The organism is Streptomyces sp. NPDC021080, assembly GCF_044333225.1.
Lineage (GTDB): Bacteria > Actinomycetota > Actinomycetes > Streptomycetales > Streptomycetaceae > Streptomyces.
The window spans coordinates 1-25,325 of the sequence record NZ_JBIRQM010000019.1 but is presented as its reverse complement, the minus strand read 5'-3'; the positions used below and the strand labels follow the sequence as shown (position 1 = coordinate 25,325).

Genomic DNA, 25,325 nt, shown 5'->3' with positions numbered 1-25,325 from the left:
GGGTCTTTGATTCATCGAAAGTTTCGAAGCCTTCTCGAATCGTTCGACGGGAGTCGGGCTCGAGCGTGAGTGAGTGCGTCGCGGCCCGGACATGCAAAAGACCCCACCGAAGTGGGGTCCCAGCTGGTGTCCGAGGGGGGACTTGAACCCCCACGCCCGATAAAGGGCACTAGCACCTCAAGCTAGCGCGTCTGCCATTCCGCCACCCGGACAGGTGTCTGTCGCGCGGGGCTTCCCTCGCGGCGACAGGTGAAACATTACCAGGCTTTCGAGGGCTCCCCGATCACCCCCCGTCGCGGCGTGAAGTGTGTGTGGCGGGGCCGGGGCCGCCCTTGGGCAGGAGGGCGGGTCGGAGAGAGGATGAGGGGGACCACCAGCGGCGACAGCGGGAGGAAGCGGCGTGAGCGAGAGCGGCACGACCAGGAACGTCACGGGCGAGGACGAGGTCGTGGACCTCTGTCGTGAGCTGATCCGGATCGACACCAGCAACTACGGGGACCACTCGGGCCCGGGCGAGCGCAAGGCCGCGGAGTACGTCGCCGAGAAGCTCGCCGAGGTCGGCCTCGAACCGCAGGTCTTCGAGTCGCACAAGGGCCGCGCCTCCACCGTGGCCCGCATCGAGGGGGAGGACCCCTCGCGGCCCGCGCTGCTCATCCATGGCCACACCGATGTAGTACCGGCCAACGCGGCGGACTGGACCCACCACCCCTTCTCCGGCGAGATCGCCGACGGGATGGTCTGGGGCCGGGGCGCGGTCGACATGAAGGACATGGACGCCATGACCCTGGCGGTCGTACGGGAGCGGATGCGCAGCGGCCGCAAGCCCCCGCGCGACATCGTCCTCGCCTTCCTCGCGGACGAGGAGGCGGGCGGCACGTTCGGCGCCCGGCACCTGGTCGACAAGCACCCGGACCTCTTCGAGGGCGTCACCGAGGCGATCGGCGAGGTCGGAGGGTTCTCCTTCACGGTCAACGAGAAGCTGCGGCTGTACCTCGTCGAGACCGCGCAGAAGGGCATGCACTGGATGAAGCTGACCGTGGACGGCACCGCCGGGCACGGTTCGATGATCCACAGGGACAATGCGATCACCGAGCTGTCCGAGGCCGTCGGGCGGCTCGGCCGGCACAAGTTCCCGGTGCGCGTGACCAAGACCCTGCGGCACTTCCTCGACGAACTCGGCGACGCCCTGGGCACCGAGCTGGACCCCGAGAACATGGACGAGACGCTCGCCAAGCTCGGCGGCATCGCCAAGCTCATCGGCGCCTCCCTGCAGAACACCGCCAACCCGACCCAGCTGGGCGCCGGTTACAAGGTCAACGTCATCCCCGGGCAGGCCACCGCGCATGTCGACGGCCGCTTCCTGCCGGGCTACGAGGAGGAGTTCCTCGCCGACCTCGACCGGATCCTCGGCCCCCGGGTCAAGCGCGAGGACGTGCACGCGGACAAGGCGCTGGAGACCGGCTTCGACGGTGCCCTCGTCGACGCCATGCAGACCGCGCTCTCGGCCGAGGACCCGATCGCGCGTGCCGTGCCCTACATGCTCTCGGCCGGCACCGACGCCAAGTCCTTCGCCGATCTCGGTATCCGCTGCTTCGGTTTCGCCCCGCTGAAGCTGCCCCCGGAGCTGGACTTCGCGGGCATGTTCCACGGGGTCGACGAGCGGGTGCCGGTGGACGCACTGCAGTTCGGCGTGCGGGTGCTGGACCGGTTCATCGACGCTTCGTGACCCGCGACCGGAGGTGCGTCCCCGGTGCGGCCCCCGGCCGGCCGGGGGCCGCACCGCCGGGCGGATGCGGCGTGTCGACGCCGGGCGGTGCGGTGTTGACGCCCGCATTCGCCCGCGCGTGCGGGGATCGCCCGCAATGGGTGAATGCGACCATAAGCCCATAGCTCTAGTACTCCCTCCTCGTTACAGGTGTTGCGATCCGCTGCTTTGGACCGCATTTGCCCATCAGGAGGAATAATGATCAAGAAGATTGTCGCCGCCGCGGCCGCCACGGGTGGTCTGGTTCTCGCGGGTGCGGGTCTGGCCGTCGCCGACTCGGGTGCCCAGGGTGCCGCTGTGCAGTCCCCGGGCGTCGCCTCCGGCAACGTCGTTCAGGTGCCCGTCCACGTTCCCGTGAACGTCTGCGGCAACACGGTCTCCGTGATCGGGCTGCTGAACCCCGCCTTCGGCAACACCTGCTTCAACCACTGACGTTGCGCCTCATCCCATGAGAGGGACCCATGCGACCCGTGGGTTCTCCCACGAGGGTCGCTTCGGGTCCTCTCGTGAGGGTCACTTCGTGAAGGCCCGAGCTCGTCCGCCCCGGAGTGCGCGCCATGCGCTCCGGGGCCGACCGGCTTCCCCGCGCACGTCCCGCGGCGTGCGCGTGTTCTCGACGGTCCACGTTCCAAGGACCGTTGGTCCACGTCCCAAGGACTGAAGGCAGGGATTCAGCTATGCGACAGGTCACCCGCAAAGGCCTGATGACCGTGGCGGCGGCCGGTGGTGTACTCGCGGTCACCGCCGTCTCCGCACACGCCGACTCGGGAGCGGTCGGCTCCGCGTCGGACTCTCCCGGCGTGCTGTCGGGCAACACGGTGCAGGCGCCGGTGCACGCGCCGGTCAACGTCTGCGGCAACACCGTGAACGTGGTCGGGCTGCTCAACCCGGCGATGGGCAACACCTGCGTCGACCACGGCGGCCGGGGAACCCGATCGGGCGGCGGCGCCCGGGCCGGCGGCGGTACCGCCCACTCGCCGGGGGTGGGCTCCGGCAACCACGTACAGGTGCCGGTCGACACCCCCGTGAACGTCTGCGGCAACAGCGTGAACGTCGTGGGGATCGGCAACGCGGCGGCGGGCGACAGCTGCGCGAACGGCGGGTCCATCGGCGGCCACCGGACACACCACCCCGGCCACCCCGGCCACCCGGGGCATCCCGGTCATCCGGGCCACCCCGGCCACCCTGGTCAGCCCGGTCACCACGGCGGCCACTGCGAACACCCGGGGCACCCCGGTCACCCGGGCGAGCCCGGCCATCCCGGTCACCCGGGGCATCCCGGTCACCCGGGCCAGCCCGGAACCCCCGGGCACACGGGCAACCCCGGAACGCCGAGTCACCCCGGCACGTCCACCTCGGGCGGCGGCAAGCACCGCCGCGGGGCCGTGCAGATCGGTCAGCCCGCATCGCGGGCCGTCGTACGGACACCGGCCGCGGACAGCACGGCCCAGCTGGCCCACACGGGCAGCGAGCTGCCGCTCGGAGCGGTCGTCCCGGCCGGAGCCGCCGCGCTGCTGGCCGGCGCCGTGCTCTACCGCCGGGCGCGCGCGGCGGCGTGACACGCGGGACAGTGACCACGGCGTGACGCACGGAACGGTGTGATGATCGCATCGGACAGCGAGGCGTAGACGTGACCCGGCGCGCGCAGGCGTGATCGCCGTGCGGCACGGTTGCGACCGAGGCGCCACGGCCTTCCCCCGTGACGTGAGTGACGGTGCGGGCCCCGCGACGGTGGGGCCCGCACCGGTTCAGCGGCCTTCTGTCACCACGTGGCGCGTACCTGGCGGATGATCCGTCGGCGCAACCGCACTCTGCGGCTGCCGTCACGGAGCAGGCTCAGGCGGTCCAGCTCCCAGTGTCCGTACTCGGCATGGTCCGTCAGCAGACGTGTCGTCTCCTTGCGGGAGACCCCGCGAGGTACGTACACGTCGACAAATTCGTATTCCGGCATCGCATCTATTGTGCGGGCAGAGGCCCGGTACGGATAGCGTCTGCACTATGTCTGATGCTGTGCAGCCCACCGCTGCCGAGGTACGCGCCGCCGCAGAGGCTGTCAAGACCGCACTCGACCGCCACCTGGCCGCGGTCGAGCGCAGGACGGGCGATGACGACCCGGACGTCTACGAGGCTTTCAACGAGCTCGCCGCGGCGGCCGAGGAGTACGACGAACTCCTCTACGACCGCTACGACGAGGTCACGCCCTTCGAGATCCCCGGCGGTGACGACACGCTGCCTCCGTACACCGGTCCCGAGGAGCCGAACGCGCTGAGCGTGGTGATCCGCCGGGACTACGCCGTGGTGGAGCCGCAGCGGCTGCTGGCGCAGGCCCAGCGGGTGGAGGCGGTGGAGGAGGACGGCGCCACCGCCAGCGAGGGCTTCGACGCGGCGGCAGGCACCGTTCACGGCGCGCTCGGGGTCCTCTTCGGAGAGTTCGAGCCGGACGAGATCGCCACCCGGCACAAGGAATTCGGTCTGGAGGAAGGCGACTCCACGCTCTGGGTGACCGCCGCGGACGAACCCGCCGAGCCGGGTGAATGGCTGGAGACGCCCTTCGAGTCGATCGACCCGCAGCGTGTCGTCTGCCGCTTCGACGTCAGCGCGGTGTTCGACGAGGAGTCGGACGACGACCTGGACGACGACCTCGGCTCCGACGGGGAGCACGACTCCCCGGACCCGCTGGACGCCGACCGCTGAGACCGCCCCGGCACACAGGGGCGCGCGGGTGTGGTGGTCACCGGATCGGGTGACCACCACCCGCGCGTTTTTTTGCCCCGAGAGTCGCCGGAGTGCGGTGCTGATCAGCCCGCCGTGGGCGTCTGCGCCGTCAGCAGGGCCTGCAGGCGTGTCGTGCGCGGCTTCTGCGGGACCTCCGCCACCGCGTGCGGGAGAGCCTGCTCCACGCCGTGCACGACGGAGAGGTGACGCTCGGCCCGCCCGAAGGCCGTGTAGACCCAGGGCCGGGTCAGGGCCCCCGCGGCGTCGCCCGGGAGCACCACGACCGCGGCGGGCCAGCGCAGCCCCACCGCCTGGTGCGCGGTGAGCGCCCAGCCGTGCCGCACCGTCTGCTCCACCCGCTCCTTCGGTACGACCACGGGGGCGCCGGAGCACTCCAGGTGCAGCCCTTCGGCGTCGGCCCGCACCACACGGCCCATGAGCGCCCGGCCCGGCGTGGGGGAGTGGACGATCCGGTCGCCCGGGTCGAAGCCGCCGAAGCGGCCCGGACCGGGGTTCAGCCGCTCCTTGAGCGCGGTGTTCAGCGCGCGGGTGCCGACCGCGCCCCCGTGCCCGGGAGTGATGACCTGCGTCTGCTCGGTCGGGACGCCGATCGCGCGCGGCACCGAGTCCGCGACGAGCTGCACGGTCCGGTGGACCGCCTCGCCCGCGTCCCGCACCGGGACGATCACGACCTCCTTGCCGGGCGCCTCGACCTGGTTGAGCTCGCCGATGCCGATCCCGGAGACCAGCTCGCCGATGGGTCCGGGGTCGGGGGTCCGCGAGGCCACCTGCGGGCAGGCGCGGGCGGCGAGCAGGTCCGCGAAGACCCGGCCGGGGCCCGCCGACCACAGCACACCCGGATCACCGCTCAGCACGAGCCGCGCCCCGTCCGGCAGCGACTCCGCGAGCATCGCCGCCGTCTCGACGTCGAGCTGCGGCGCGTCGAGGACGACCAGGACGTCCAGGTCCAGGGCGCCGTCCGCGTCCCGGCCCGGCCCCTCGGCGCCGGAGAGCAGTCCGGCGACGGTGGCGACACCGGTCGCCGCGCCGTCCGCGGGTCTGTCCCCGGGGTGGTCCGCGGTGCTTTCCGCCGGCTCCGGCCGGGTCGCCCGGGCCGTGAAGGCGTCGCGCCCGCCGGTGGTGTGCGCGGCGGCCCAGCCGCGCAGACCGAGCGCACGGCACGCCTCCAGCAGCGCCGCCGCCTCGGCCTGTGAGGCGTCGCCGCCGGTGTGCAGCACCAGAGCGTGCGCGGCGACCGCGCGGATCAGTTCCCCGGCGGACCGGGGTGCCGCGGCCGCGGCCCGCTCCCAGTCGGCGGCCGAACCGTCTGCCTTCGGCACCGAGTTCATCAGCCGGGCGAGTCCGTCGGCGAGGCTCTCCTCGGCCAGCGCGTACCGCTCGAGGCCGATCAGGATCCGCACCGGACGCTCCTGCGGCTCCTCCGTCTCCTCCTCGGCGGCCGGCGCCGGGGGAGTGCCGTCCGGCGCGTCCTGGAAGGCGAGGGCCTCGCCCTCCGCGAGCGCGCTCTGCACGGCCGCGTCCGGGTCCGGCACCGAGCGCTGGGCGAGCGCCGCGGCGAGGACCGGGGCGTCCAGCGCGGTGTGCCCGGCGACGGCGGCCTGCTCCAGCAGCCACACGGTCAGCGCCGTGCCACGGCGTTCGTCGTCCGGACCGCACTCGGCGCCGAGCAGCGTCCGGGCGAACCCGTCGGCCTGCTCGGGCCGTACACCGGACACGCGCAGCAACTGCCAGGGGTCCGCGCGCAGTCGGTCCTCGGCGCCCTCGCCCAGAACCGCGACGGCCTGGGCCGCGAGCGCTTCGGGAGCACCGGCCCCGGCCAGCACGGCACGGACGGCCGCGACGGCCTCCGGCGCGGCGCCGGGCGCGGCCGCGCCCGGCGCCGTGATCGGCTGTGGTCGCCGCGCGGGTTCCGGCGCGGCCCTGCGCGGCGCGGGCTCCGGCTCACGGAAGGCGGTGGCCACGGGTTTCTCGCCGCTCTCCACGGCGCGCACCGCCGCGAGCAGATCCGCGGCGGTGCCGCTGAGCTTGGCGCCGGCCTCGATCGGCCCCCGCTTCTCCGCCTTCCGCCGCTCGATGCGCTCCCGCTCCAGACGCTGGGCCGCGAGTTCGGCGGCGGCCTCGGACAACTGCGCGGCGCCTTCGGCCGCTTCGGCGGTCCCGGTCCCCTCGGCGCCCGAGCCGTCGTCCGCGCCGGCCCCCTCGTCCCGTTCCCCGGAGGTGTCACCGTCCCCGGAGGCGTCCCCGCTCCCGGAGCGTGTGTCCGCCCGGTTCACGTCCTCGCCCGCCGGCTCAGGGGCGCCGGCGGCCGTGTCCGCGCCCGGCGTCCCCGGCTCCGCGTCCTGAGTGGTCTCGGGCTCGGTGCTCACAGCGTGCTCCAGTCGTGATCGGGATAGTGGTGCACCGGGGCCGACACGTCGTCGAGCGCCCGGCAGATCTCGTCAGGAAGACTAAGCGTCTCCACTGACAATGCGGCCGTGAGCTGCTGCGCGTTGCGCGCGCCGACGATGGGGGCGGCGACCCCGGGCCGGTCGCGGACCCAGGCGAGCGCCACCTGGAGCGCGCTCACGGCGAGGCCGTCCGCCGCGGTCGTCACCGCCTCCACGACGCCGCTCGCCGTGTCGTCGAGATAGGGCGCGACGAAGGGCGCGAGGTGTTCCGAACCGCCCCGGGAGTCGGCGGGCGTCCCGCCCCGGTACTTGCCGGTGAGCACACCGCGTCCGAGCGGCGAGGAGGGCAGCAGGCCGATGCCCAGGTCGAGGGCGGCGGGCAGCACCTCCCGTTCGATGCCGCGCTGCAGCAGGGAGTACTCCATCTGCGTACTGGCCAGCCGGGTGCGTATACCGGGCGCCGAGAGCTGCCAGGTGGCGGCCTTGGCGAGCTGCCAGCCGCAGAAGTTGGACACGCCCGCGTAGCGCGCGCGGCCGCTGCTGACGGCCAGGTCGAGGGCCTGGAGGGTCTCGTCGAGAGGCGTGTCGGGGTCGTAGGCGTGCACGTGCCACACGTCCACGTAGTCGGTGCCCAGGCGGGCGAGCGAGGCGTCCAGCGCCGACAGCAGATGGCTGCGCGAACCGTCGAAGCGGCGGTCCGGCTCCCGTACGCTCCCCGCCTTCGTCGAGATGACCAGGTCCCGGCGCGGAACGAGCCCTTCCATCAGCTGTCCGAGGAGATACTCGGCCTCCCCGTCGCCGTACACGTCCGCCGTGTCGACGAGGTTCCCGCCCGCTTCCCAGAACGTCTTCAAGAGGTCCGCGGCGTCATGTTCGTCGGTGTCCCGGCCCCAGGTGAGGGTGCCGAGCCCGATCCGGGAAACACGCAGGCCGGTACGGCCGAGATGCCTCTGCTCCATGGACGCCGAGATTACTGTCCGGCACCGGCGATGTGAGGGCCTGTGGACAACGGAAATCATGGTGACCGCCGCGCAGGACGGGCTCCCCGCCCGGGGCGCCCGCACGCTAGTGTCTCGGACACAAGGGACGTTACTGATCGGTAAGGGGATCGGCCATGCAGCTCGGCATCAATCTCGGCTACTGGGGCGCCGGAATGGACGCGGACAACCTCGCCGTCGCCCAGGAGGCCGACCGGCTCGGATACGCCGTCTGCTGGGCCGCCGAGGCCTACGGCTCCGACGCGGCCACCGTGCTCAGCTGGGTCGCAGCCCAGACCGAGCGCATCGACGTCGGCTCGGCCATCTTCCAGATCCCGGCCCGCCAGCCCGCGATGACCGCGATGACCGCCGCGACGCTGGACTCGCTGTCGGGAGGACGCTTCCGCCTCGGCCTCGGCGTCTCCGGCCCGCAGGTGTCCGAGGGCTGGTACGGCGTGAAGTTCGACAAGCCGCTGGCCCGCACCCGCGAGTACGTGGAGATCGTCCGCAAGGCCATGACGCGCGAGCGGCTGTCGTACGAGGGCGAGCACTGGACCCTGCCGCTGCCCGGCGGCCCGGGCAAGCCGCTCAAGCTGACCGTGCACCCCGAGCGCGAGCACATCCCGCTGTACATCGCCGCGATCGGCCCGAAGAACCTGGAGCAGACCGGCGAGATCGCCGACGGCGCGCTGCTCATCTTCCCCTCCGCCGAGCACCTCGAGGACACCGCGATCAGGTATCTGCGCGCGGGCCGGGAGAAGGCCGGCAAGACGATGGAGGGCTTCGACGTCTGCCCGACCCTTCCGCTCGCCGTCGGCGAGGACAAGGACGTTCCCGCGCTCGCCGACATGTTCCGCCCGTACACCGCGCTGTACGTCGGCGGCATGGGCAGCTTCAAGCAGAACTTCTACAACCAGCTCGCCCGGCGCATGGGCTACGAGAAGGAAGCCGCCGAGATCCAGGAGAAGTACCTGTCCGGCGACAAGGAGGGCGCCGCCGCCGCCGTCCCGCACACGCTGATCGACCAGACGACCCTGCTCGGTTCCGTGGACCGCATCGCCGACCGCATGAAGGCCTACGCCGCCGCCGGGGTCACCACGCTCACGCTGGCCCCCGCGGGCTTCACGCTGGAGGACCGGATCGCCTCCCTGCGGGCCGGCACCGACGCCTTGGAGCGGGCCGGACTCGCGTAACCGCGGCGCGAGGCCGCCGGGAAAGTTCTGCGGCCGTGGTGGGGGCTCGGGGGTCTTCCCCGCCACGGCCGTCATGGGGAACAACGCACGGACGGCCCCTTGGTTACGCACCCTGCCCCGCTTCGTCGTCCGTCGTTCGGCCGATTAGTCGGACACATCGGTTGCCGGTCCGTGAACAACCCATTTGACTCGTTTTCTGCACAACTCTGCAGAGAGGGTGTCAACGATGCTGTCCGCCAAGAGCCTCTTCCAGGAAATCCTCGACAACGACGAGTCCTACCGTCTCTTCTGCTCCATCGCCGCCAGCGGGGAGTCGCAGGGCGGCTGGGAGAACGCCCGGATCGCCGCACTGGTCCCGGAGGGCGAACGCGACCTCGCCCCCAAGATCGCCCGGCACGGCGCCGACGAGGACAAGCACGGCCGGATCTTCAACGCCCTCCTGAAGAAGCGCGGCCTCCAGCCCGTCGAGGTGCCGCCCGGCACCGACTACACGATGCTCCTGGAACGGAACGGCATCGGCCTGGCACACGACAAGCTCAAGGGCGACCAGCCCCTGACCGCGCAGGACATCGTCACCTACCTGGCCCACAGCCGGGTCACGGAACAGCGCGCCTCCGAGCAGATGGACCTGCTGCGCAGGCACTTCGCCGACCACCCCGACATCGGCCGCGCGGTGAGGATGATCTCGGCCGACGAGGACAACCACCTCGCCTACTGCCACGAGGAACTGCTCCGCTTCGCCTACGCCGGCCACGGCCGCGCCATCCAGCGCACCCTGCGCGAGTGCGCGCTCGCCGAGATCCGCATCTACCGGGACGTCAGCCTCGCCGTGATGGCCCGCATGGGCCACGTCCTCGGCTGGTCCCGCCCCAAGGCGGCCGTCCTCGCCGCTGGCATCCACGCCGTGTACGCCTACGAGCGGGCCGCGGGCTGGCGCCGCATGGTCACCCTGAAGATGCCCGAACGGTGCGGAGCCCTGAACGGCCCCGCCACGACCGCACCGGAATTCGCCTGACCCGCGCGCGGACCTACAGCCAGCCCCGGCGCTTGAACAGCCGGAACAGCAGGACCTCCAGGCCGGCCATCAGAGCGATCACCGCCGGATACCCCCACAGCCAGTGCAGCTCCGGGATGTGATCGAAGTTCATGCCGTAGATCCCCGCGATCATCGTGGGAACCGCGGCCATGGCCGCCCACGCGGAGATCTTCCGCATGTCGTCGTTCTGCCGCACGCTCATCTGCGCCAGATGCGCCGAAAGGATGTCGGAGACCAGCCGGTCCAACGCCTCCACGGACTCGTTCACCCGCAGCAGGTGGTCGTTGACGTCACGGAAGAAGGGCTGCGCCTCTTCGTGCACGAACGGCACGTCCGCCACCTTCGGGCCCGACCCCGCGAGCCGTGCCAGCGGCATCGCCAGCGGCACCGTCGCCCGGCGGAACTCCTGGACCTGCCGCTTGAACGCGTAGATCCGCGACGCGGTGTTCCGCGAGCCGCCGAGCTGCGGGGAGAAGACCTCCGCCTCCAGCTCCTCCAGGTCGGTGCCGAGCTCGGTCGCCACCTCCAGGTAGTGGTCCACCGTCGCGTCGGCGATCGAGTACAGCACCGCCGTCGGCCCGTGCCGCAGCGTCTCGGGATCCGACTCCAGCCGCTGCCGGACCACCTTGAGCGGCGACTCCTCGCCGTGCCGCACGGTCACCACGAACGAGTCGCCCACGAACACCATGACCTCGCCGGAGGTGACGGTGTCGCTCTTCGGTTCGTACGACACCGGCTTGAGAACCACGAACAGCGAGTCCTCGTACACCTCCAGCTTGGGACGCTGATGGGCCTTGAGAGCGTCCTCGACCGCCAGCGGATGCAGCGCGAACTCCTCCGTGACCAGCGCGAACTCGTCCTCCGTAGGCTCGTACAGGCCGATCCACACGAAGGCGTGGCCCCCGGCGCGGCACCGCGCCAGGGCCTCGGAGAGGTCGTCGGCCCCCTCGGCCCGGCGGCCGTCGCGGTAGATGGCGCAGTCGACGATCACGGTGCGCATTCTCCCGCCGTCATGGCCCCCGCGCACACCGGGATCCGCTTTCCACAGGGCCCGCCGCCCTCCGGGGCCGTCCGTCTACGCTGGGCGGCATGCCCACGCTGATCCTCGTCCGGCACGGACGCTCCACCGCCAACACCGCGGGACTGCTCGCCGGCTGGACACCCGGCGTCGCGCTCGACGAGCGCGGCACGCAGCAGGCCGCGGCCCTCCCCGACCGGCTGGCCGGACTGCCGATCGCCGAGGTCGTCACCAGCCCCCTGCAGCGCTGCCAAGAGACCGTCCAGCCGCTCCTCGAGGCCCGCCCCGAGGTCCCCGTCCACACCGAGGAACGCATAGGGGAGGCCCATTACGGCGACTGGTCCGGCCGCAAGCTCACCGAACTCAAGGACGAGCCGCTGATGGACGTCGTCCAGGCGCATCCGTCCGCGGCCGCCTTCCCGGGCGGTGAATCGATGCGGGCCATGCAGAACCGCGCCGCCGAGGCGGTACGCGAGTGGAACGCGCGCGTGGAGCGCGACCACGGCGCGGACGCGGTCTACCTGATGTGTTCCCACGGCGACATCATCAAGTCGCTCGTCGCCGACGCACTCGGACTTCATCTCGACCTCTTTCAGCGGATCTCCGTCGAACCGTGTTCCATCACAGCGATCCGTTACACCCGGCTCAGGCCCTTTCTCGTGCGCCTCGGGGACACCGGCGACCTCGCCTCCCTGGCCCCGCGCGAGGAAGCCCCGGGCGGCGACGCTCCGGTCGGGGGCGGTGCGGGCGCACCGTGATCGTCGGCCGCAGTAGGGTGAAGCGGTCGAACCAGCACAGTAGTTGTCAACCCGTTCCCAGCCGATGCGGGCCGGCTCCGACAGCCGGCCCCCATGCCGATTCAATGGAGACAGGACGTGTCCCGTCAGGTGTTCCTCTACGACCCCCCGGACCGTTTCGTGGCCGGCACGGTCGGGTTGCCCGGACGCCGTACCTTCTTCCTGCAGGCATCCTCCGGCCCCCGGGTGACGAGCGTGGCTCTGGAGAAGACCCAGGTCGCCGCGCTCGCCGAGCGGATGGACGAGCTCCTGGACGAGGTCGTCCGGCGCACCGGGGGCAGCGCCCCGGTCCCGGCCATGGCCTCGACCGAGGTGTCCGACACCGCGCCCCTGGACACACCCGTGGAGGAGGAGTTCCGGGTCGGCACCATGGCGCTGGCCTGGGACGGTGAGGAACAGCGCATGATCGTCGAGGCGCAGGCCCTCGTGGAGGTCGAGGCGGAGACCGACGAGGACCTCGCCGAGGCCGAGGAGCGGCTCCTCCAGGACGAGGAGAACGGCCCGCCGATGCTCCGCGTCCGGCTCACCGGCGCGCAGGCCAGGGCCTTCGCCAAGCGCGCGCTCGACGTCGTCAACGCCGGCCGGCCCCCCTGCCCGCTGTGCAGCCTCCCGCTCGACCCGGAAGGACACGTATGTCCGCGCCAGAACGGATACCGCCGCGGAGCGTGACGACCGCCGAGTTGCTCGCCCGGGGCGAGCTGAAGGTACGCGGACGGATCCGCGAGGCCTCGAACGCGGTGCTGTACTGCTCCGTGTCCTACGAAGGCCGTGAGGCGTTCTGCGTCTACAAGCCCGTCGCCGGGGAGCGGCCCCTGTGGGACTTCCCCGACGGCACGCTCGCCCAGCGCGAGGTCGCCGCGTACGAGGTCTCCGAGGCGACCGGCTGGGGGCTCGTGCCCACCACCGTGCTGCGCGACGGGCCGTACGGCGAGGGCATGTGCCAGGTGTGGATCGAACCGTCGGCGGCCGAGGACGGGGAGGGGCTGCTCGCGCTCGTGGAGGGCGAGGAGCCCGCCGAGGGCTGGAAGGCGATCGGTCTCGCCGAGGTCGGCGAGGGCGAGACGGCCCTGCTCGTGCACGCCGACGACGCCCGGCTGCGCCGGCTCGCCGTCCTGGACGCCGTGATCAACAACGCCGACCGCAAGGGCGGCCACCTGCTGCCCGCGCAGGAGGGCCGCCTCTACGGCATCGACCACGGAGTCACCTTCAACGCCGAGAACAAGCTGCGCACCCTGCTGTGGGGCTGGGCGGGGGAGCCGCTCACGGACGAGGCCCTTCAGGTCCTGGCCTCCCTGCGCGACGCGCTGGCGCCGGGCGCGTCGCTCGCCACCCGCCTGGCCGAACTCGTCACCGCCGCCGAGATCGAGGCCACGCGCGCCCGGGTCGAGGCGATGCTCGCCTCCGGGAAACACCCGGAACCGAGCGGCGACTGGCCCGCGATTCCCTGGCCCCCGGTGTAGCGCGGCGGCACGCCGGCGCCGCGCGGGCCGGGGGAGACACGGAGATCCGGCCAACAGGGGCTGCCCGGTTCGTATACGGAAGTCCCGTCCGGTTAGGCTCATGACATGTATGCCTGGCCCGCTTCTGAGGTCCCCGCCCTGCCTGGTGAGGGCCGCGACCTCCGGATCCACGACACCGCGACCGGTGGGCTCGTCACCCTCGCCCCCGGTCCCGTCGCCCGTATCTACGTCTGCGGCATCACGCCGTACGACGCCACCCACATGGGACACGCGGCGACCTACAACGCGTTCGACCTCGTGCAGCGCGTGTGGCTCGACACCAAGCGGCAGGTTCACTACGTCCAGAACGTGACGGACGTCGACGACCCGCTGCTGGAGCGGGCCGAGCGCGACGGCGTCGACTGGGTGGGACTCGCCGAGAAGGAGACCGCCCTCTTCCGTGAGGACATGACCGCCCTGCGGATGCTGCCGCCGCGCCACTACATAGGCGCCGTCGAGGCGATACCCGGCATCGTGCCGCTCGTCGAGCGGCTGCGGGACGCCGGAGCCGCCTACGAACTCGAAGGCGACGTGTACTTCTCCGTCGAGGCCGACCCCGACTTCGGCAAGGTGTCCGGCCTGGACGCCGCCACGATGCGCCTGCTCTCCGCCGAACGCGGCGGCGACCCGGACCGGCCCGGCAAGAAGAACCCCCTCGACCCGATGCTGTGGATGGCCGCCCGCGACGGCGAGCCGAGCTGGGACGGCGGCTCACTGGGCCGCGGCCGCCCCGGCTGGCACATCGAGTGCGTCGCCATCGCCCTCGACCACCTCGGCATGGGCTTCGACGTCCAGGGCGGCGGCTCCGACCTCGCCTTCCCGCACCACGAGATGGGCGCCTCGCACGCCCAGGTGCTGACCGGCGAGTTCCCGATGGCCAAGGCCTACGTCCACGCCGGCATGGTCGCGCTGCACGGCGAGAAGATGTCGAAGTCCAAGGGCAACCTCGTCTTCGTGTCCCGGCTGCGGCGCGACGGGGTCGACCCCGCCGCCATCCGGCTGGCGCTGCTCGCGCACCACTACCGCTCCGACTGGGAGTGGACGGACGGCGTCCTCGAGGAGGCCGTGGCGCGCCTGGACGACTGGCGGGCCGCGGTGTCCCGACCCGACGGGCCGTCCGCCGACGCGCTCGTCGAGGAGATCCGCGCCGCGCTCGCCGAGGACCTCGACGCACCGGCCGCGCTCGCCGCGGTCGACCGCTGGGCCGCGCTCCAGCACGAGAGCGGCGGCACGGACGAGGGTGCGCCCGGCATCGTCTCGCGCGCCGTCGACGCCCTTCTCGGCGTCGCTCTGTAACACCCCCTGCGCAACCCCGTCCGGCCGTGCTCCACGAGCGCGGCCGGACACCCGAGTGCCGGGCGGAAACCCTCCGCCCGGCACTCTTCACGTTCCCGGAGCTCTCCCTCCTACCTGGTCACGATGACGGACTGGATCGTGCCGGTGCCGGTGTCGTAGATCCCGTAGACCTGCTGCCCGTAGGCGAAGGCCTTCTGGACCACCTCATGGGTCACCGGGTCGGGGTGGACGAGCCTGCGCCAGCCGTTGTCGATGAACAGGTACAGGGCCTGCGGCTGGCCGGGGAGCGGGGTCACGACGTCCTGGAAGTGCTGGGCCATGCCGATGGCCAGGGCCCGGGTCTCGACGGCACTCTGCAGGATCAGCGGCTCGCCCTGCTGGACCTGCTGGTGCTGCTGGCCGCCGAGCTGCTGGAGCAGTTGCTGGAACGGCTGCTGCTGACCGAGCTGCTGGAGCTGCTGCTGCAGGTGCTGCGGAACCTGCTGCCCGGTCTCGTGCCGGCCGAAGGGCTGCTGCATCTGCTGCCCGATCGGCATCTGCTGGCCGAACGGCTGCTGCGCGATCGGCATCTGCTGGCCGATGCCCTGCTGCTGGTAGGGCGAGGTGCTCGGGTACTGCTGCTGTCCCTGCTGGCTCATCTGCGGGATCGTGCTCATGCGCGGTGCCACCTTCCATTCATGGTTGGTTGCGTTCCGTCTCGGTCCGGTGCGATGACGTCCTCAGCCCGTGACGACCAGGCCGACGATCTCGTCGTCCGCGAACCAGACCCGTACGTCGGGCCGTCCCCCCGCGAAGGCGGTGTGCACCGCCTGGCGGATCTCGGAGGACGGACTGTCGAGGTTGCGCCAGGCGCCGGACACGAACAGCCGGAGCCTCGGCGGGAGTTCACGCGGATACGGCAGCAGCTCGTCCCAGTACCGTTCGGCCCGGCCCGAGCCGACCGCTTCCGGCAGCAGACGGGTGACCGCCGCCTTGATGTCCGGCCGGCTGCCGATCCGCTGGGAGGCGGGCCTCCCCGGCGCGTCCTGCTGCGGGGAACCCGTCGCCCGCAGCAGGACGCGCGCACGCTCCGGGGACATCGGCGCCTGGCCCGCGGCCTTGAGCATGCCCTGCAGCGAGGCCAGGGCGCCGACCACCACCGGGGAGGCGGATGAGGTCCCGGAGAACGTGTCCGTGTACCAGGCGATCTCCTCGGCCCCGCCCTGCAGATCGCCGGGCCGGTCCCAGAAGCCGCCGGTGGTCGTGACCTCGCGTCCCCAGCCCTGCGCGTCCACGCGCGCGCCGTAGTTGGAGAACGCGAGCCGTGAGCGGTCCGGTCCGTGGTCGCGGCCGTGTGTGCCGGGCGGCGGTGCGCCCGCGCCGACCAGGATCGCCCCGGAGGACGGGTTGGAGGGGTTGAAGGGGTTGCGCCACCACTCGGGGAACTCCTCGGGACGGCGTTCGTAGAGCGCGTCGTCGAGCGACTCGGCGCCGTTGCCGGCGGCCGCCACCACGAGGATGCCCCGGGCGGTCGCGTCCTGGACGGCGGCGAAGTCGTCGGGCCACCATTCGAGGGGGATGTAGCCGGCCTGGCTGTCGCGCTCCTCGAAGTCGAACCGGGGCCCCGGGGCCTGCAGTCCGACCAGGAGGATGTCGCCGGGGCCCAGCCGCTCCGCCGCCGCGTGGATCGCCGCGGCCGTCCCGATGCCCTGGAGGGACGCGGCCGCGGTCACGGCGTCCGGCACGATTCCGGTGATCCCGCGCTCATCGCGGTCGCCGCCGATCACACCGATCGCGGCGGTGCCGTGGTTGCGCCAGGCGAGGTCCGTGTGCGGCGTGCCGACGACGACACCGGCGAGCTTCGACGCCAGGTCCTCGTGTCCGAGCTGCCAGGCGCCCTCCACGTCGATCACGGTCACGCCCTGGCCCGAACCGCCCGGCCGCTGCCACGCCCAGTGCGCGTCGACGCCCTCGGGGGCCGGGCGCAGATAGCCCTGCCTGCCGGTGAAGTCGGGGGTGACCGGCGCCCCTTCCTTCAGCCGCCGGTCGTCGTCGGCGCTCCGGCCGGTCCACGGCGCCGGCCCCGGCGCGGCGGGCACGGCACCGGGCTTCACGTACGCCGTGTCGATCCCGGGCAGTGCCGCGATCCGTGCGCGCAGTTCCTGGGCACGGTTGCGCGCGCCGCGCAGTCGGTAGAAGAGCGCGAGGTCGGGCCCGTTCCCGGTGCCCGCCGCGGACTGCCGGAGCCGTTCCTCGCTGCCGAACAGCGGCTCCAGGACGAGCTGTTCGTCGCTGAGGAACATGTCGAGGGCCGAGACGTCGGCGCCCGCGGCCGAGCGGACGCCCTCGGCCCGTGCGCGCAGCCTGGCTTCCGGACGGGCGACGACGATCAGTTCCTGCTCGGCTCCTCGGTAGGTGAATCCCGCTCCGTCGGGCCCCGGCCCGGACGTTCCCGGGCCCTGCGCCGGCTGTACCTGGTCGGTCATCGCGTACCGCTCCCTTCGATCCCTGGGGTGCCGGTTCCTGCGTGTGCCGTTCGCTGCACGTGTCCCGCGCCGTGCCGTGCGCCGTCCTCCGGCCGGTGCGGTGCGCCGACTCCCGTCGCGGGGCGGCGCCTTCGAGGCACAACCTGGCACGCCGACGGCATCCCGTCCACCCCGAATGCGCCAACTTGGTTTGAGAACAAGTTGAATTGGGCAACCTGTGCAATCCGCCCCGAAGCAGATGTCACGCCGAATTCAGGCCGAAGGCTGACGAGACGGATGTCATGTCGTGTGACGGCACGGGTGGTTGACCACCCCCGAGCGCGCCCGTACGGCATCGCCGCAGGACCCGGACAGCGGCAAGGGGCGGTACGCGTGGCGCGTACCGCCCCTTGCGGACCTGTCAGTCCTCGGAGGAGTCCTCCGCGTCGGAGGAGCCGGGAGAATCGGAGGAGCCGGCGGAATCGGAGGGGCCGGAGGCATCCGGAGTGTCCGTGGACTCCGGCGTGCTCGGCGTTCCCGGGCCGTCCTCGGAGCCGGGCGCGCGGTCCCGGGCGTCGGGGTCGTTCTCCTGCCCGCCGCCGGACTCGGGGCGCTGCGCCAGCGGCGGCCGGGTGCGGCCCCCGGGCGTGTCCCGGAGGTACGGGGCGGGCTCGCCGCTCTCCGTCGCGTGGCCCTGCGTTCCCGCCGCCGGGCCGCCGCCGTCCCTGCGGCGCAGATAGCGCTCGAACTCGCGGGCGATCGCCTCGCCCGACGCCTCCGGCAGCTCGGCGGTGTCCCGGGCCTCCTCCAGCGTCTGCACGTACTCGGCGACCTCGCTGTCCTCGGCGGCCAGCTGGTCGACGCCCAGCTGCCAGGCCCGCGCGTCCTCGGGCAGCTCGCCCAGCGGGATGCGCAGGTCGATGAGGTCCTCCAGGCGGTTGAGCAGCGCCAGCGTCGCCTTCGGGTTCGGCGGCTGCGACACGTAGTGCGGTACGGCGGCCCACAGGGACACGGCGGGCACGCCCGCGTGCGTGCACGCCTCCTGGAGGATGCCGACGATGCCCGTGGGCCCCTCGTACTTGGTCTCCTCCAGATCCATCGTGCGGGCCAGGTCGGCGTCGGACGTCACTCCGCTGACCGGCACCGGACGGGTGTGCGGGGTGTCGCCGAGCAGCGCGCCCAGGATCACCACCAGCTCCACGCCCAGTTCGTGCGCGAAGCCGAGCAGTTCGTTGCAGAACGAGCGCCAGCGCATCGACGGCTCGATACCCCGGACCAGCACGAGATCGCGCGGCTTCTCGCCGCCGATCCGGACCACCGACAGCCGCGTGGTCGGCCACGTGATCTTGCGTACGCCACCGTCCAGCCACACCGTCGGGCGGTTCACCTGGAAGTCGTAGTAGTCCTCGGCGTCCAGCGCCGCGAACACCTCGCCCTTCCATTCCCGATCCAGATGCGCGACCGCGGCGGAGGCGGCGTCACCGGCGTCGTTCCAGCCCTCGAACGCGGCCACCATGACTGGGTCGATCAGCTCGGGAACCCCCTCCAGCTCGATCACCCAGCGCCTCCTTCCGATCTGCCCTCGCGTACGTCTCAACCTTACGGCGTGCCGAGGGGACCTCCGCAGCCCCCTTGCACGGGGGAGTGAACGGATCACTGCCCCGTCGAAGGCCCGGAAACACGCGCGCCCGCCACCTCGCCCCGCGCGCTCGTCCGCGCCGTCCTCGGCCAACTCGCCCGGGGACGGCGTGCATTGCAGTGCCGGACGGGCCCGTGAGAGCGCGCGGTGAACCGTCGACGGGGGGGGGGGGGCCCCCCCCGTGGGTGCCGCCCCCCTCCCGTCGACGGACGTCTACTTGTCGTCGAGCAGATCCTGGACCCGGCCGCGGACCTCGTCCGTGGCCAGACCCCGGATCGTCAGCGTCGTACGGCGGCGCAGCACGTCGTCCGCCGTCTCGGCCCACTCGTTGTCCCGGGCGTAGACGACCTGCGCCCAGATCTCCGGGGCGTCCGGGTGGACGCGCTCGCCGAGTGCCGGGTTCTCGTTCGCCAGCCGGGCGATGTCGAAGGCCAGCGAGCCGTAGTGGGTGGCCAGGTGCCGGGCCGTGTCGGCGGCCATGCGCGGACCGGGCGCCGGGCCGTCCACCAGCAGCCGGTGGGCGACCGCGCGCGGGTTGGCGACACCGGGCAGCGGCAGCTTCCGCGGCAGTTCGGAGATCGGCTCGAAGTCCTCGCCGAGCGGGCGGCCCGGCAGCGACTCCAGCTTCTTCATCACCGTACGGCCGATGTGCCGGAAGGTGGTCCACTTGCCGCCCGCGACGGACAGCATCCCGCCGCGGCCCTCCGTGACCACCGTCTCGCGCTTGGCCTTCGACGTGTCGCCGGGGCCGCCCGGCAGCACCCGCAAGCCCGCGAAGGAGTACGTGATCAGGTCGCGCGAGAGCTGCTGGTCGCGGATGGAGAACGCGGCCTCGTCGAGTATCTGGGCGGTGTCCTTCTCCGTGACCGAGACGTCCGCCGGGTCGCCCTCGTACTCCTCGTCGGTGGTGCCGAGCAGCAGCATGTCCTCCCAGGGGAGGGCGAAGGTGATGCGGTACTTGTCGATCGGAGTGGCCAGCGCCGCCTTCCACGGGGAGGTGCGCTTGAGGACCAGGTGCGCGCCCTTGGACAGCCGGATCGACGGAGCCGCGTCCGGGTCCTCCAGCTTGCGCAGGTGGTCCACCCACGGGCCGGTCGCGTTCAGCACGAGCCGGGCGTTCACCCCGAACTCGTCGCCGGACAGCCGGTCCCGCAGCTCCGCGCCCGTCACCCGGCCCCGGGTGAAGCGCAGGCCCGTGACCTCGGCGTGGTTCAGGACCGCGGCACCCGACTCGACGGCCGCGCGGACCGTCATGAGCGCCATACGGGAGTCGTTCATCTGGTCGTCGCCGTACACGGCCACGGCCTTGAGGTTGTCGGTGCGCAGCTCGGGCACGTCCTGCGCGGCCTTGGCGGGGCTGAGCAGATGTCCCACGCCGTCACCGAACGCCGACAGGGCGGAGTAGGCGAAGACGCCCGCCCCGAGCTTCGCCGCGCCGTGCGGCCCGCCCTTGTACACAGGGAGGTAGAACGTGAGCGGATTCGCCAGGTGGGGGGCCACCTGGCGGGAGACCGCACGGCGCTCGAAGTGGTTCTCCGCCACCAGCTTCACCGCGCCGGTCTGCAGGTAGCGCAGACCGCCGTGGAGGAGCTTGGAGGAGGCGGAGGAGGTGGCGCCGGCGAAGTCGCCGGCGTCGACCAGCGCCACCCTGAGCCCGGACTGCGCGGCGTGCCAGGCGGTGGAGATGCCCAGGATGCCGCCGCCGATGACGAGGAGGTCGTACGTCGCCTTGGAGAGCTGCTCCCGGGCCTCGGCGCGGCTCGGGTTGGAGCCGGAGGCCGGGTGCGTACCCAGGGCAGGCACGGACTGCAGGGTGGACTGACTGGTCATTGCGGGTTCTTACTCCTCGTCAGTTCTCGTCTTCGATCCAGCCCATGGTCCGCTCGACGGCCTTGAGCCAGCTCTTGTACTCACGGTCGCGCACGTCCGCGGCCATGTTGGGGGTCCATTCCGCGGCCCGGCGCCAGTTGGCGCGCAGGTCCTCGGTGTTGGTCCAGAAGCCGACGGCCAGACCGGCGGCGTAGGCGGCGCCGAGGCAGGTGGTCTCGGCGACCATCGGGCGCACCACGGGGGCGTCCAGGACGTCGGCCAGGGTCTGCATCAGCAGGTTGTTGGAGGTCATGCCGCCGTCGACCTTGAGCGCCGTGAGCTCGACGCCGGAGTCCTTGGTCATGGCGTCGCTGATCTCACGGGTCTGCCAGGCGGTGGCCTCCAGGACGGCGCGCGCGATGTGCGCCTTGGTGACGTACCGGGTCAGGCCGGCGATCACACCGCGGGCGTCGGGACGCCAGTACGGGGCGAACAGACCGGAGAAGGCCGGCACGAAGTAGGCGCCGCCGTTGTCCTCGACCGAGGACGCGAGCGTCTCGATCTCGGCGGCGGACTGGATCAGGCCCATCTGGTCGCGCATCCACTGCACCAGCGACCCGGTGACGGCGATGGAGCCTTCCAGGGCGTAGACCGGGTCCTGGTCGCCGATCCGGTAGCCGACCGTGGTCAGCAGGCCCGAGTACGAGTTGATGATCTTGTCACCGGTGTTCATCAGCATGAAGGTGCCGGTGCCGTAGGTGGACTTGGCCTCGCCCTCGGAGAAACAGGTCTGGCCGAACAGGGCCGCCTGCTGGTCGCCGAGCGCGGAGGCGACCGGGATGCCGCCGAGCAGCTCGCCGAGCGGACCGCCGGTGATCTCGCCGTACACCTCGGCGGAGGAGCGGATCTCCGGCAGCATCGCCAGCGGGACGCCGATGGACTCGGCGATCTTCTCGTCCCACGCCAGGGTGTGCAGGTTCATCAGCATGGTGCGCGAGGCGTTGGTGACGTCGGTGACGTGCTTGCCGCCGTCGACACCGCCGGTCAGGTTCCAGATGACCCAGGTGTCCATGGTGCCGAAGAGGATGTCCCCGGCCTCGGCGCGCTCGCGCAGGCCCTCGACGTTGTCGAGCAGCCAGCGGGCCTTGGGGCCGGCGAAGTACGACGCGAGCGGCAGGCCCGTCTCGCGGCGGAAGCGGTCCTGGCCGACGTTGCGGCCGAGTTCCTTGCAGAGCGCGTCGGTGCGGGTGTCCTGCCAGACGAGCGCGTTGTGGACGGGCTCGCCGGTGTTCTTGTCCCACAGCAGCGTGGTCTCACGCTGGTTGGTGATGCCGATGGCCTTGATGTCGTCCCGGGTGATGCCGGCCTTCGAGACGGCTCCGGCGACGACCTCCTGGACGTTGGTCCAGATCTCGGCGGCGTCGTGCTCGACCCAGCCCGGCTTCGGGAAGATCTGCTCGTGCTCCTTCTGGTCGACGGAGACGATGCGTCCGTCGCGGTCGAAGACGATGCAGCGCGACGAGGTGGTGCCCTGGTCGATGGCGGCGATGAAGGGGCCGGCGGTGTGTGCGTCGGTCACGGTGTGCTCCTGGTGTCCGTGGAAGAGGGGCTGTGTACGGCGCGGTGCTTCAAAGCGGTGCTGTGCGGCTCATGGTGCATGGGACGCGGCTTCCAAGCGTGCTGGAGCGGGGGCTCCTAGGCGAAGGCGACGTTGTAGATGCCTGCTGCGATCGCGCCGCCGATGAGCGGGCCGACGACCGGTATCCAGGCGTAGCTCCAGTCGGAACCACCCTTGTTGGGCAGAGGGAGCAGGGCGTGCACGATGCGCGGACCGAGGTCACGGGCCGGGTTGATCGCGTAGCCGGTGGGGCCACCGAGCGAGAGGCCGATGCCCACCACCACGAACGAGGTGATCAGGGCGCCGAGGACGCCCAGGCCGTCGCCGTTGTTGTTCAGTCCCTGCGTGAGGATCGCGAGGATCAGGACCACGGTGCCGATGATCTCGGTGGCGAGGTTCTGCACCACGTTGCGGATCTCGGGGCCGGTGGAGAAGACACCGAGCACCGGGCCGGCGCCGGCCTCCTCGGCCTCGACGGCCTTCGCGACCCGCTCCTCGGGAACCCCGACGATCTCGCTGTCGGTGAGGTGCGCCAGGAACTGGCCGTAGTAGACGACCCAGACCAGCACCGCACCGATCATGGCGCCGAGCAGCTGCCCGCCCCAGTAGGTGGCGAGGTTGCTGTAGTCGTCGTCCTTGATCGCGAGGGCGAGGCTCACGGCCGGGTTGAGGTGAGCGCCGGACAGCGGCGCCGAGATGTAGACCGCGGTCATGACCGCGAAGCCCCACCCGAAGGCGATGGCCAGCCATCCGGCGCCACGCGCCTTGGATGCCTTCAGCGTGACGGCGGCGCACACGCCACCGCCCAGCAGGATGAGAACGGCGGTACCGATGGTCTCGCCGATGAAGATGTCGGAGCTGGACACCCGCGACTCCTTTGTCCTTCGTCCAGGGGAAGCCGAACCCCGGGTCCCACCGGTGGTTCGTGCTCTCAGGGAGCGAGAGCGATATCGGCCCCGGCATTGCCACACCCTAACGTCTATTGCCGGTAGGTGTTCGACAATGTCGACCGATGGACGGGAGTCTCGCTTCCGCTTCGCCGCCTCGTCAAGGGTTGAGTTATCGAAAGTGCGATCGTTATTGATTGCTGTGTGCTATCGATGCATCACCGCTCGTCGGAGGGCATGCGAAGAAGGCCGGGAAGCATTCCGCTTCCCGGCCTCGAACCCTGCGAACGACGGCCTCCGTCCCGTACGGAACGAGGGCCGGAGCGTGTGAAAAACACCGACGACCGGTGTACGCGTCAGGGCCGCGGGTCGCGGGCGCACGCACCGGAACCGTCAGGCGAACGGTGTACGTGCCGGAAACCGCCCAGGGGACGGTGCGCGCCGGAGTCGCCCGGCGAACGGTGCGGGCGCCGGAACCGTCCAGGGGACGGTGCGCGCGTCGGAGTTGCCCGGTGAGCGGCGTGGGTGCCGGAAACGGTCCGGCGAACCATGTGCGCGCCGGTACGGCCCCGCGAACGCCGTTCGCGTCAGAACCGCCCGGCGCCCAGGTCGCGCGACACCGCGCGGGCGCAGTCGCGTACCGCGGCGATCAGCTCCGGGCGCAGCTCCCCGTCCTTGCACACCCGCTCCACGGCCCCGGTGATGCCCACCGCGCCGACCGGCATGCGCCGCCGGTTGTGGATCGGGGCGGCCACCGAGGCGACACCCGTCCACGTCTCCTCGACGTCCTCGGCGTACCCGCGCGCCCGCGTCACGTCGAGGACGCCCTCGAAGTCGTCCAGCTCGCTGATCGTCCGCGGTGTGAACGCCTTGCGCTCGACCTCCAGGACCTCGCTGTGCGCCACCGGGTCGTACGCGGAGAGCACCTTGCCCAGCGCCGTGGAGTGCAGCGGCTGCATCGCCCCGACCTCCAGGACCTGCCGGCTGTCGTCGGGCCGGAAGACGTGGTGCACGATCAGCACGCCCTGCTGGTGCAGCACACCCAGGTAGACGCTCTCGCCGCTGGCGCGGGCCAGGTCGTCGGTCCACACCAGCGCGCGCGCCCGCAGTTCGTGCACGTCCAGATAGGTGGTGCCCAGGCGCAGCAGTTCGGCGCCCAGCTGATAGCGCCCGGAAACCGTGTCCTGTTCGACGAACCCCTCCTGCTGGAGGGTGCGCAGGATGCCGTGGGCCGTACCCTTGGCCAGGCCGAGCGAGGAGGCGATGTCCGACAGGCCGAGCTGCCGCTCGCCGCCCGCGAGCAGCCGCAGCATCGCCGCTGCCCGTTCGAGCGACTGGATGTTCCGTGCCATCGCCGTGCTGCCTCCGTCCCCTTCGACCGTCGGCGCGACCACCCGCTGCCGTTCGGCAATGTCGAACACTACCGGTCGTCACCGAACTCTCGCCAATGGGTGGCCGTCCCGGATTCCGTCCGCCGTCACACCGCCGTCCCCCACGCCACGCCCGTCCGCCTCGTGGACGCCCATGACCGATCCGTGGTGCTCCGGGCTACCCTGACGGCGTGCGCCTTCCATGGGAAGCGCAAAGCCGACAGCCGTCGCACTCCAGGGAGCACCTTCATGGCCTCGTTGCCGAACCCGTCCCTTTCGTCCGGTCTTTCCGAAGGCCGCAAGCGAACCGACGCACTTCGAGAAGCGCTCGCCACCCGTGTCGTGGTGGCCGACGGCGCGATGGGCACGATGCTCCAGGCGCAGGACCCGACGCTCGAGGACTTCCAGGACCTCGAGGGCTGCAACGAGATCCTCAACATCACCCGGCCCGACATCGTGCGCTTGGTGCACGAGGCCTACTTCGAGGTCGGCGTCGACTGCGTCGAGACGAACACCTTCGGTGCGAACCACTCCGCAATGGCCGAGTACGACATCGCGGACCGCGTGCACGAACTCTCCGAGGCAGGGGCCAGGATCGCCCGCGAGGCCGCCGACGCGTTCGGCGCCCGCGACGGCCGCCAGCGCTGGGTCCTCGGCTCGATCGGCCCCGGCACCAAGCTGCCCACGCTCGGCCACGTCTCCTACGGCACCCTGCGCGACGGCTTCCAGGCCAACGCCGAGGGACTGCTCGCCGGCGGTGCCGACGCCCTGATCGTCGAGACCACCCAGGACCTGCTGCAGACCAAGTCCTCCGTCCTGGGCGCCCGGCGTGCCATGGAGGCGACCGGCGTCCG

At 71.7% G+C, this 25,325-nt stretch carries 22 protein-coding genes and 1 tRNA gene; 11 read left to right on the top strand and 12 right to left on the bottom strand.

The genetic code is table 11. From position 1 onward, the window contains the following. Window positions 1–124: 124 nt before the first annotated feature. Window positions 125–212: transfer RNA gene (locus ACH4S8_RS36395), tRNA-Leu, on the bottom strand. Window positions 213–400: 188 nt separating this feature from the next. On the opposite strand from ACH4S8_RS36395, the gene ACH4S8_RS36390 reads away from it, so the two are divergent. The 3 genes from ACH4S8_RS36390 to ACH4S8_RS36380 all read left to right on the top strand — a co-directional run bounded on the left by ACH4S8_RS36390 (window position 401) and on the right by ACH4S8_RS36380 (window position 3,324). Beyond that, window positions 401–1,726, top strand: coding sequence for a M20/M25/M40 family metallo-hydrolase (locus ACH4S8_RS36390; protein WP_398401953.1), 1,326 nt, complete (start codon window positions 401–403; stop codon window positions 1,724–1,726). 237 nt (window positions 1,727–1,963) lie between these two features. Next, window positions 1,964–2,197, top strand: a complete 234-nt coding sequence (gene chpH / locus ACH4S8_RS36385) for a chaplin ChpH (RefSeq protein WP_392969266.1) — start codon at window positions 1,964–1,966, stop codon at window positions 2,195–2,197. Between the two features lie 245 nt (window positions 2,198–2,442). After that, a complete protein-coding gene (locus tag ACH4S8_RS36380; protein ID WP_398401950.1) occupies window positions 2,443–3,324 on the top strand; it encodes a chaplin in 882 nt (293 codons plus the stop codon). A 203-nt stretch (window positions 3,325–3,527) separates the two neighbouring features. Here the strand turns inward: ACH4S8_RS36380 and ACH4S8_RS36375 are convergent, their stop codons facing one another. Beyond that, window positions 3,528–3,716 (bottom strand): DUF5703 family protein, encoded by a 189-nt coding sequence (locus ACH4S8_RS36375; RefSeq protein WP_081223519.1) that lies wholly within the window; start codon window positions 3,714–3,716, stop codon window positions 3,528–3,530. A gap of 47 nt (window positions 3,717–3,763) precedes the next feature. On the opposite strand from ACH4S8_RS36375, the gene ACH4S8_RS36370 reads away from it, so the two are divergent. Next, window positions 3,764–4,459 (top strand): hypothetical protein, encoded by a 696-nt coding sequence (locus ACH4S8_RS36370; RefSeq protein WP_398401948.1) that lies wholly within the window; start codon window positions 3,764–3,766, stop codon window positions 4,457–4,459. 104 nt (window positions 4,460–4,563) lie between these two features. Here ACH4S8_RS36370 and ACH4S8_RS36365 read toward each other — a convergent pair whose 3' ends face one another. Together ACH4S8_RS36365 and ACH4S8_RS36360 are read right to left on the bottom strand one after the other, a co-directional pair. Continuing rightward, window positions 4,564–6,867, bottom strand: a complete 2,304-nt coding sequence (locus ACH4S8_RS36365) for a helix-hairpin-helix domain-containing protein (protein WP_398401946.1) — start codon at window positions 6,865–6,867, stop codon at window positions 4,564–4,566. Beyond that, a complete protein-coding gene (locus tag ACH4S8_RS36360; RefSeq protein ID WP_398401944.1) occupies window positions 6,864–7,847 on the bottom strand; it encodes an aldo/keto reductase in 984 nt (327 codons plus the stop codon). The genes ACH4S8_RS36365 and ACH4S8_RS36360 overlap by 4 nt, the downstream gene beginning before the upstream one ends. Window positions 7,848–8,002: 155 nt before the next feature. Between ACH4S8_RS36360 and ACH4S8_RS36355 the strand changes: the two genes are divergently transcribed. Beyond that, window positions 8,003–9,058, top strand: coding sequence for an LLM class F420-dependent oxidoreductase (locus ACH4S8_RS36355; RefSeq protein ID WP_398401942.1), 1,056 nt, complete (start codon window positions 8,003–8,005; stop codon window positions 9,056–9,058). A 226-nt stretch (window positions 9,059–9,284) separates the two neighbouring features. Further along, window positions 9,285–10,073 carry a ferritin-like domain-containing protein gene (locus ACH4S8_RS36350; protein ID WP_398401940.1) on the top strand — a complete coding sequence of 263 codons (789 nt, stop codon included), beginning with the start codon at window positions 9,285–9,287 and terminating at the stop codon, window positions 10,071–10,073. A 13-nt stretch (window positions 10,074–10,086) separates the two neighbouring features. Here ACH4S8_RS36350 and corA read toward each other — a convergent pair whose 3' ends face one another. Continuing rightward, complete coding sequence (gene corA, locus ACH4S8_RS36345; RefSeq protein WP_398402220.1) at window positions 10,087–11,085, bottom strand: magnesium/cobalt transporter CorA; 999 nt, start codon at window positions 11,083–11,085, stop codon at window positions 10,087–10,089. 98 nt (window positions 11,086–11,183) lie between these two features. On the opposite strand from corA, the gene ACH4S8_RS36340 reads away from it, so the two are divergent. The 4 genes from ACH4S8_RS36340 (at window position 11,184) to mshC (ending at window position 14,704) form a co-directional block, all read left to right on the top strand. Continuing rightward, the gene (locus tag ACH4S8_RS36340; RefSeq protein ID WP_398401938.1) at window positions 11,184–11,870 is read left to right on the top strand and encodes a histidine phosphatase family protein; all 687 of its coding nucleotides are present in this window, start codon (window positions 11,184–11,186) and stop codon (window positions 11,868–11,870) included. 117 nt (window positions 11,871–11,987) lie between these two features. After that, a complete protein-coding gene (locus ACH4S8_RS36335; RefSeq protein WP_385403790.1) occupies window positions 11,988–12,578 on the top strand; it encodes a DUF3090 domain-containing protein in 591 nt (196 codons plus the stop codon). Continuing rightward, window positions 12,542–13,369 carry an SCO1664 family protein gene (locus ACH4S8_RS36330; RefSeq protein WP_398401935.1) on the top strand — a complete coding sequence of 276 codons (828 nt, stop codon included), beginning with the start codon at window positions 12,542–12,544 and terminating at the stop codon, window positions 13,367–13,369. Before ACH4S8_RS36335 ends, ACH4S8_RS36330 begins: the two co-directional genes overlap by 37 nt. 105 nt (window positions 13,370–13,474) lie before the next feature. Next, the gene (mshC, locus tag ACH4S8_RS36325; RefSeq protein ID WP_398401933.1) at window positions 13,475–14,704 is read left to right on the top strand and encodes a cysteine--1-D-myo-inosityl 2-amino-2-deoxy-alpha-D-glucopyranoside ligase; all 1,230 of its coding nucleotides are present in this window, start codon (window positions 13,475–13,477) and stop codon (window positions 14,702–14,704) included. 110 nt (window positions 14,705–14,814) lie between these two features. Here mshC and ACH4S8_RS36320 read toward each other — a convergent pair whose 3' ends face one another. The 7 genes from ACH4S8_RS36320 to ACH4S8_RS36290 all read right to left on the bottom strand — a co-directional run bounded on the left by ACH4S8_RS36320 (window position 14,815) and on the right by ACH4S8_RS36290 (window position 24,453). Continuing rightward, window positions 14,815–15,360 (bottom strand): hypothetical protein, encoded by a 546-nt coding sequence (locus tag ACH4S8_RS36320; protein WP_398401931.1) that lies wholly within the window; start codon window positions 15,358–15,360, stop codon window positions 14,815–14,817. Between the two features lie 63 nt (window positions 15,361–15,423). Then, entirely contained in the window at window positions 15,424–17,169 is a 1,746-nt protein-coding gene (locus tag ACH4S8_RS36315; protein ID WP_398401929.1) for a S8 family peptidase, read from the bottom strand. A gap of 400 nt (window positions 17,170–17,569) precedes the next feature. Beyond that, on the bottom strand, window positions 17,570–18,706 hold the full coding sequence (locus ACH4S8_RS36310; protein ID WP_398401926.1) for a PAC2 family protein: 1,137 nt from the start codon (window positions 18,704–18,706) through the stop codon (window positions 17,570–17,572). Between the two features lie 294 nt (window positions 18,707–19,000). After that, window positions 19,001–20,617 (bottom strand): FAD-dependent oxidoreductase, encoded by a 1,617-nt coding sequence (locus ACH4S8_RS36305; RefSeq protein ID WP_398401924.1) that lies wholly within the window; start codon window positions 20,615–20,617, stop codon window positions 19,001–19,003. A 19-nt stretch (window positions 20,618–20,636) separates the two neighbouring features. Then, complete coding sequence (gene glpK, locus ACH4S8_RS36300; protein WP_398401922.1) at window positions 20,637–22,175, bottom strand: glycerol kinase GlpK; 1,539 nt, start codon at window positions 22,173–22,175, stop codon at window positions 20,637–20,639. Between the two features lie 116 nt (window positions 22,176–22,291). Beyond that, complete coding sequence (locus ACH4S8_RS36295) at window positions 22,292–23,080, bottom strand: MIP/aquaporin family protein (protein ID WP_398401920.1); 789 nt, start codon at window positions 23,078–23,080, stop codon at window positions 22,292–22,294. Between the two features lie 608 nt (window positions 23,081–23,688). Then, window positions 23,689–24,453: an IclR family transcriptional regulator gene (locus ACH4S8_RS36290; RefSeq protein ID WP_398401918.1), complete on the bottom strand. Its 765-nt coding sequence runs from the start codon at window positions 24,451–24,453 to the stop codon at window positions 23,689–23,691. Between the two features lie 267 nt (window positions 24,454–24,720). On the opposite strand from ACH4S8_RS36290, the gene ACH4S8_RS36285 reads away from it, so the two are divergent. Beyond that, window positions 24,721–25,325, top strand: a 605-nt coding sequence (locus ACH4S8_RS36285) for a homocysteine S-methyltransferase family protein (RefSeq protein ID WP_398401916.1), incomplete at its 3' end; no start/stop codon positions are given.

Excerpts from the sequence above, each read along its gene's own strand:
- chpH (WP_392969266.1), top strand. The coding sequence starts at position 1,964 with ATGATCAAGAAGATTGTCGCCGCCGCGGCCGCCACGGGTGGTCTGGTT.
- ACH4S8_RS36380 (WP_398401950.1), top strand. The coding sequence starts at position 2,443 with ATGCGACAGGTCACCCGCAAAGGCCTGATGACCGTGGCGGCGGCCGGT.
- ACH4S8_RS36375 (WP_081223519.1), bottom strand. The coding sequence starts at position 3,716 with ATGCCGGAATACGAATTTGTCGACGTGTACGTACCTCGCGGGGTCTCC.
- ACH4S8_RS36370 (WP_398401948.1), top strand. The coding sequence starts at position 3,764 with ATGTCTGATGCTGTGCAGCCCACCGCTGCCGAGGTACGCGCCGCCGCA.
- ACH4S8_RS36360 (WP_398401944.1), bottom strand. The coding sequence starts at position 7,847 with ATGGAGCAGAGGCATCTCGGCCGTACCGGCCTGCGTGTTTCCCGGATC.
- ACH4S8_RS36355 (WP_398401942.1), top strand. The coding sequence starts at position 8,003 with ATGCAGCTCGGCATCAATCTCGGCTACTGGGGCGCCGGAATGGACGCG.
- ACH4S8_RS36350 (WP_398401940.1), top strand. The coding sequence starts at position 9,285 with ATGCTGTCCGCCAAGAGCCTCTTCCAGGAAATCCTCGACAACGACGAG.
- ACH4S8_RS36340 (WP_398401938.1), top strand. The coding sequence starts at position 11,184 with ATGCCCACGCTGATCCTCGTCCGGCACGGACGCTCCACCGCCAACACC.
- ACH4S8_RS36330 (WP_398401935.1), top strand. The coding sequence starts at position 12,542 with ATGTCCGCGCCAGAACGGATACCGCCGCGGAGCGTGACGACCGCCGAG.
- mshC (WP_398401933.1), top strand. The coding sequence starts at position 13,475 with ATGTATGCCTGGCCCGCTTCTGAGGTCCCCGCCCTGCCTGGTGAGGGC.
- ACH4S8_RS36320 (WP_398401931.1), bottom strand. The coding sequence starts at position 15,360 with ATGAGCACGATCCCGCAGATGAGCCAGCAGGGACAGCAGCAGTACCCG.
- ACH4S8_RS36315 (WP_398401929.1), bottom strand. The coding sequence starts at position 17,169 with ATGACCGACCAGGTACAGCCGGCGCAGGGCCCGGGAACGTCCGGGCCG.
- ACH4S8_RS36305 (WP_398401924.1), bottom strand. The coding sequence starts at position 20,617 with ATGACCAGTCAGTCCACCCTGCAGTCCGTGCCTGCCCTGGGTACGCAC.
- ACH4S8_RS36290 (WP_398401918.1), bottom strand. The coding sequence starts at position 24,453 with ATGGCACGGAACATCCAGTCGCTCGAACGGGCAGCGGCGATGCTGCGG.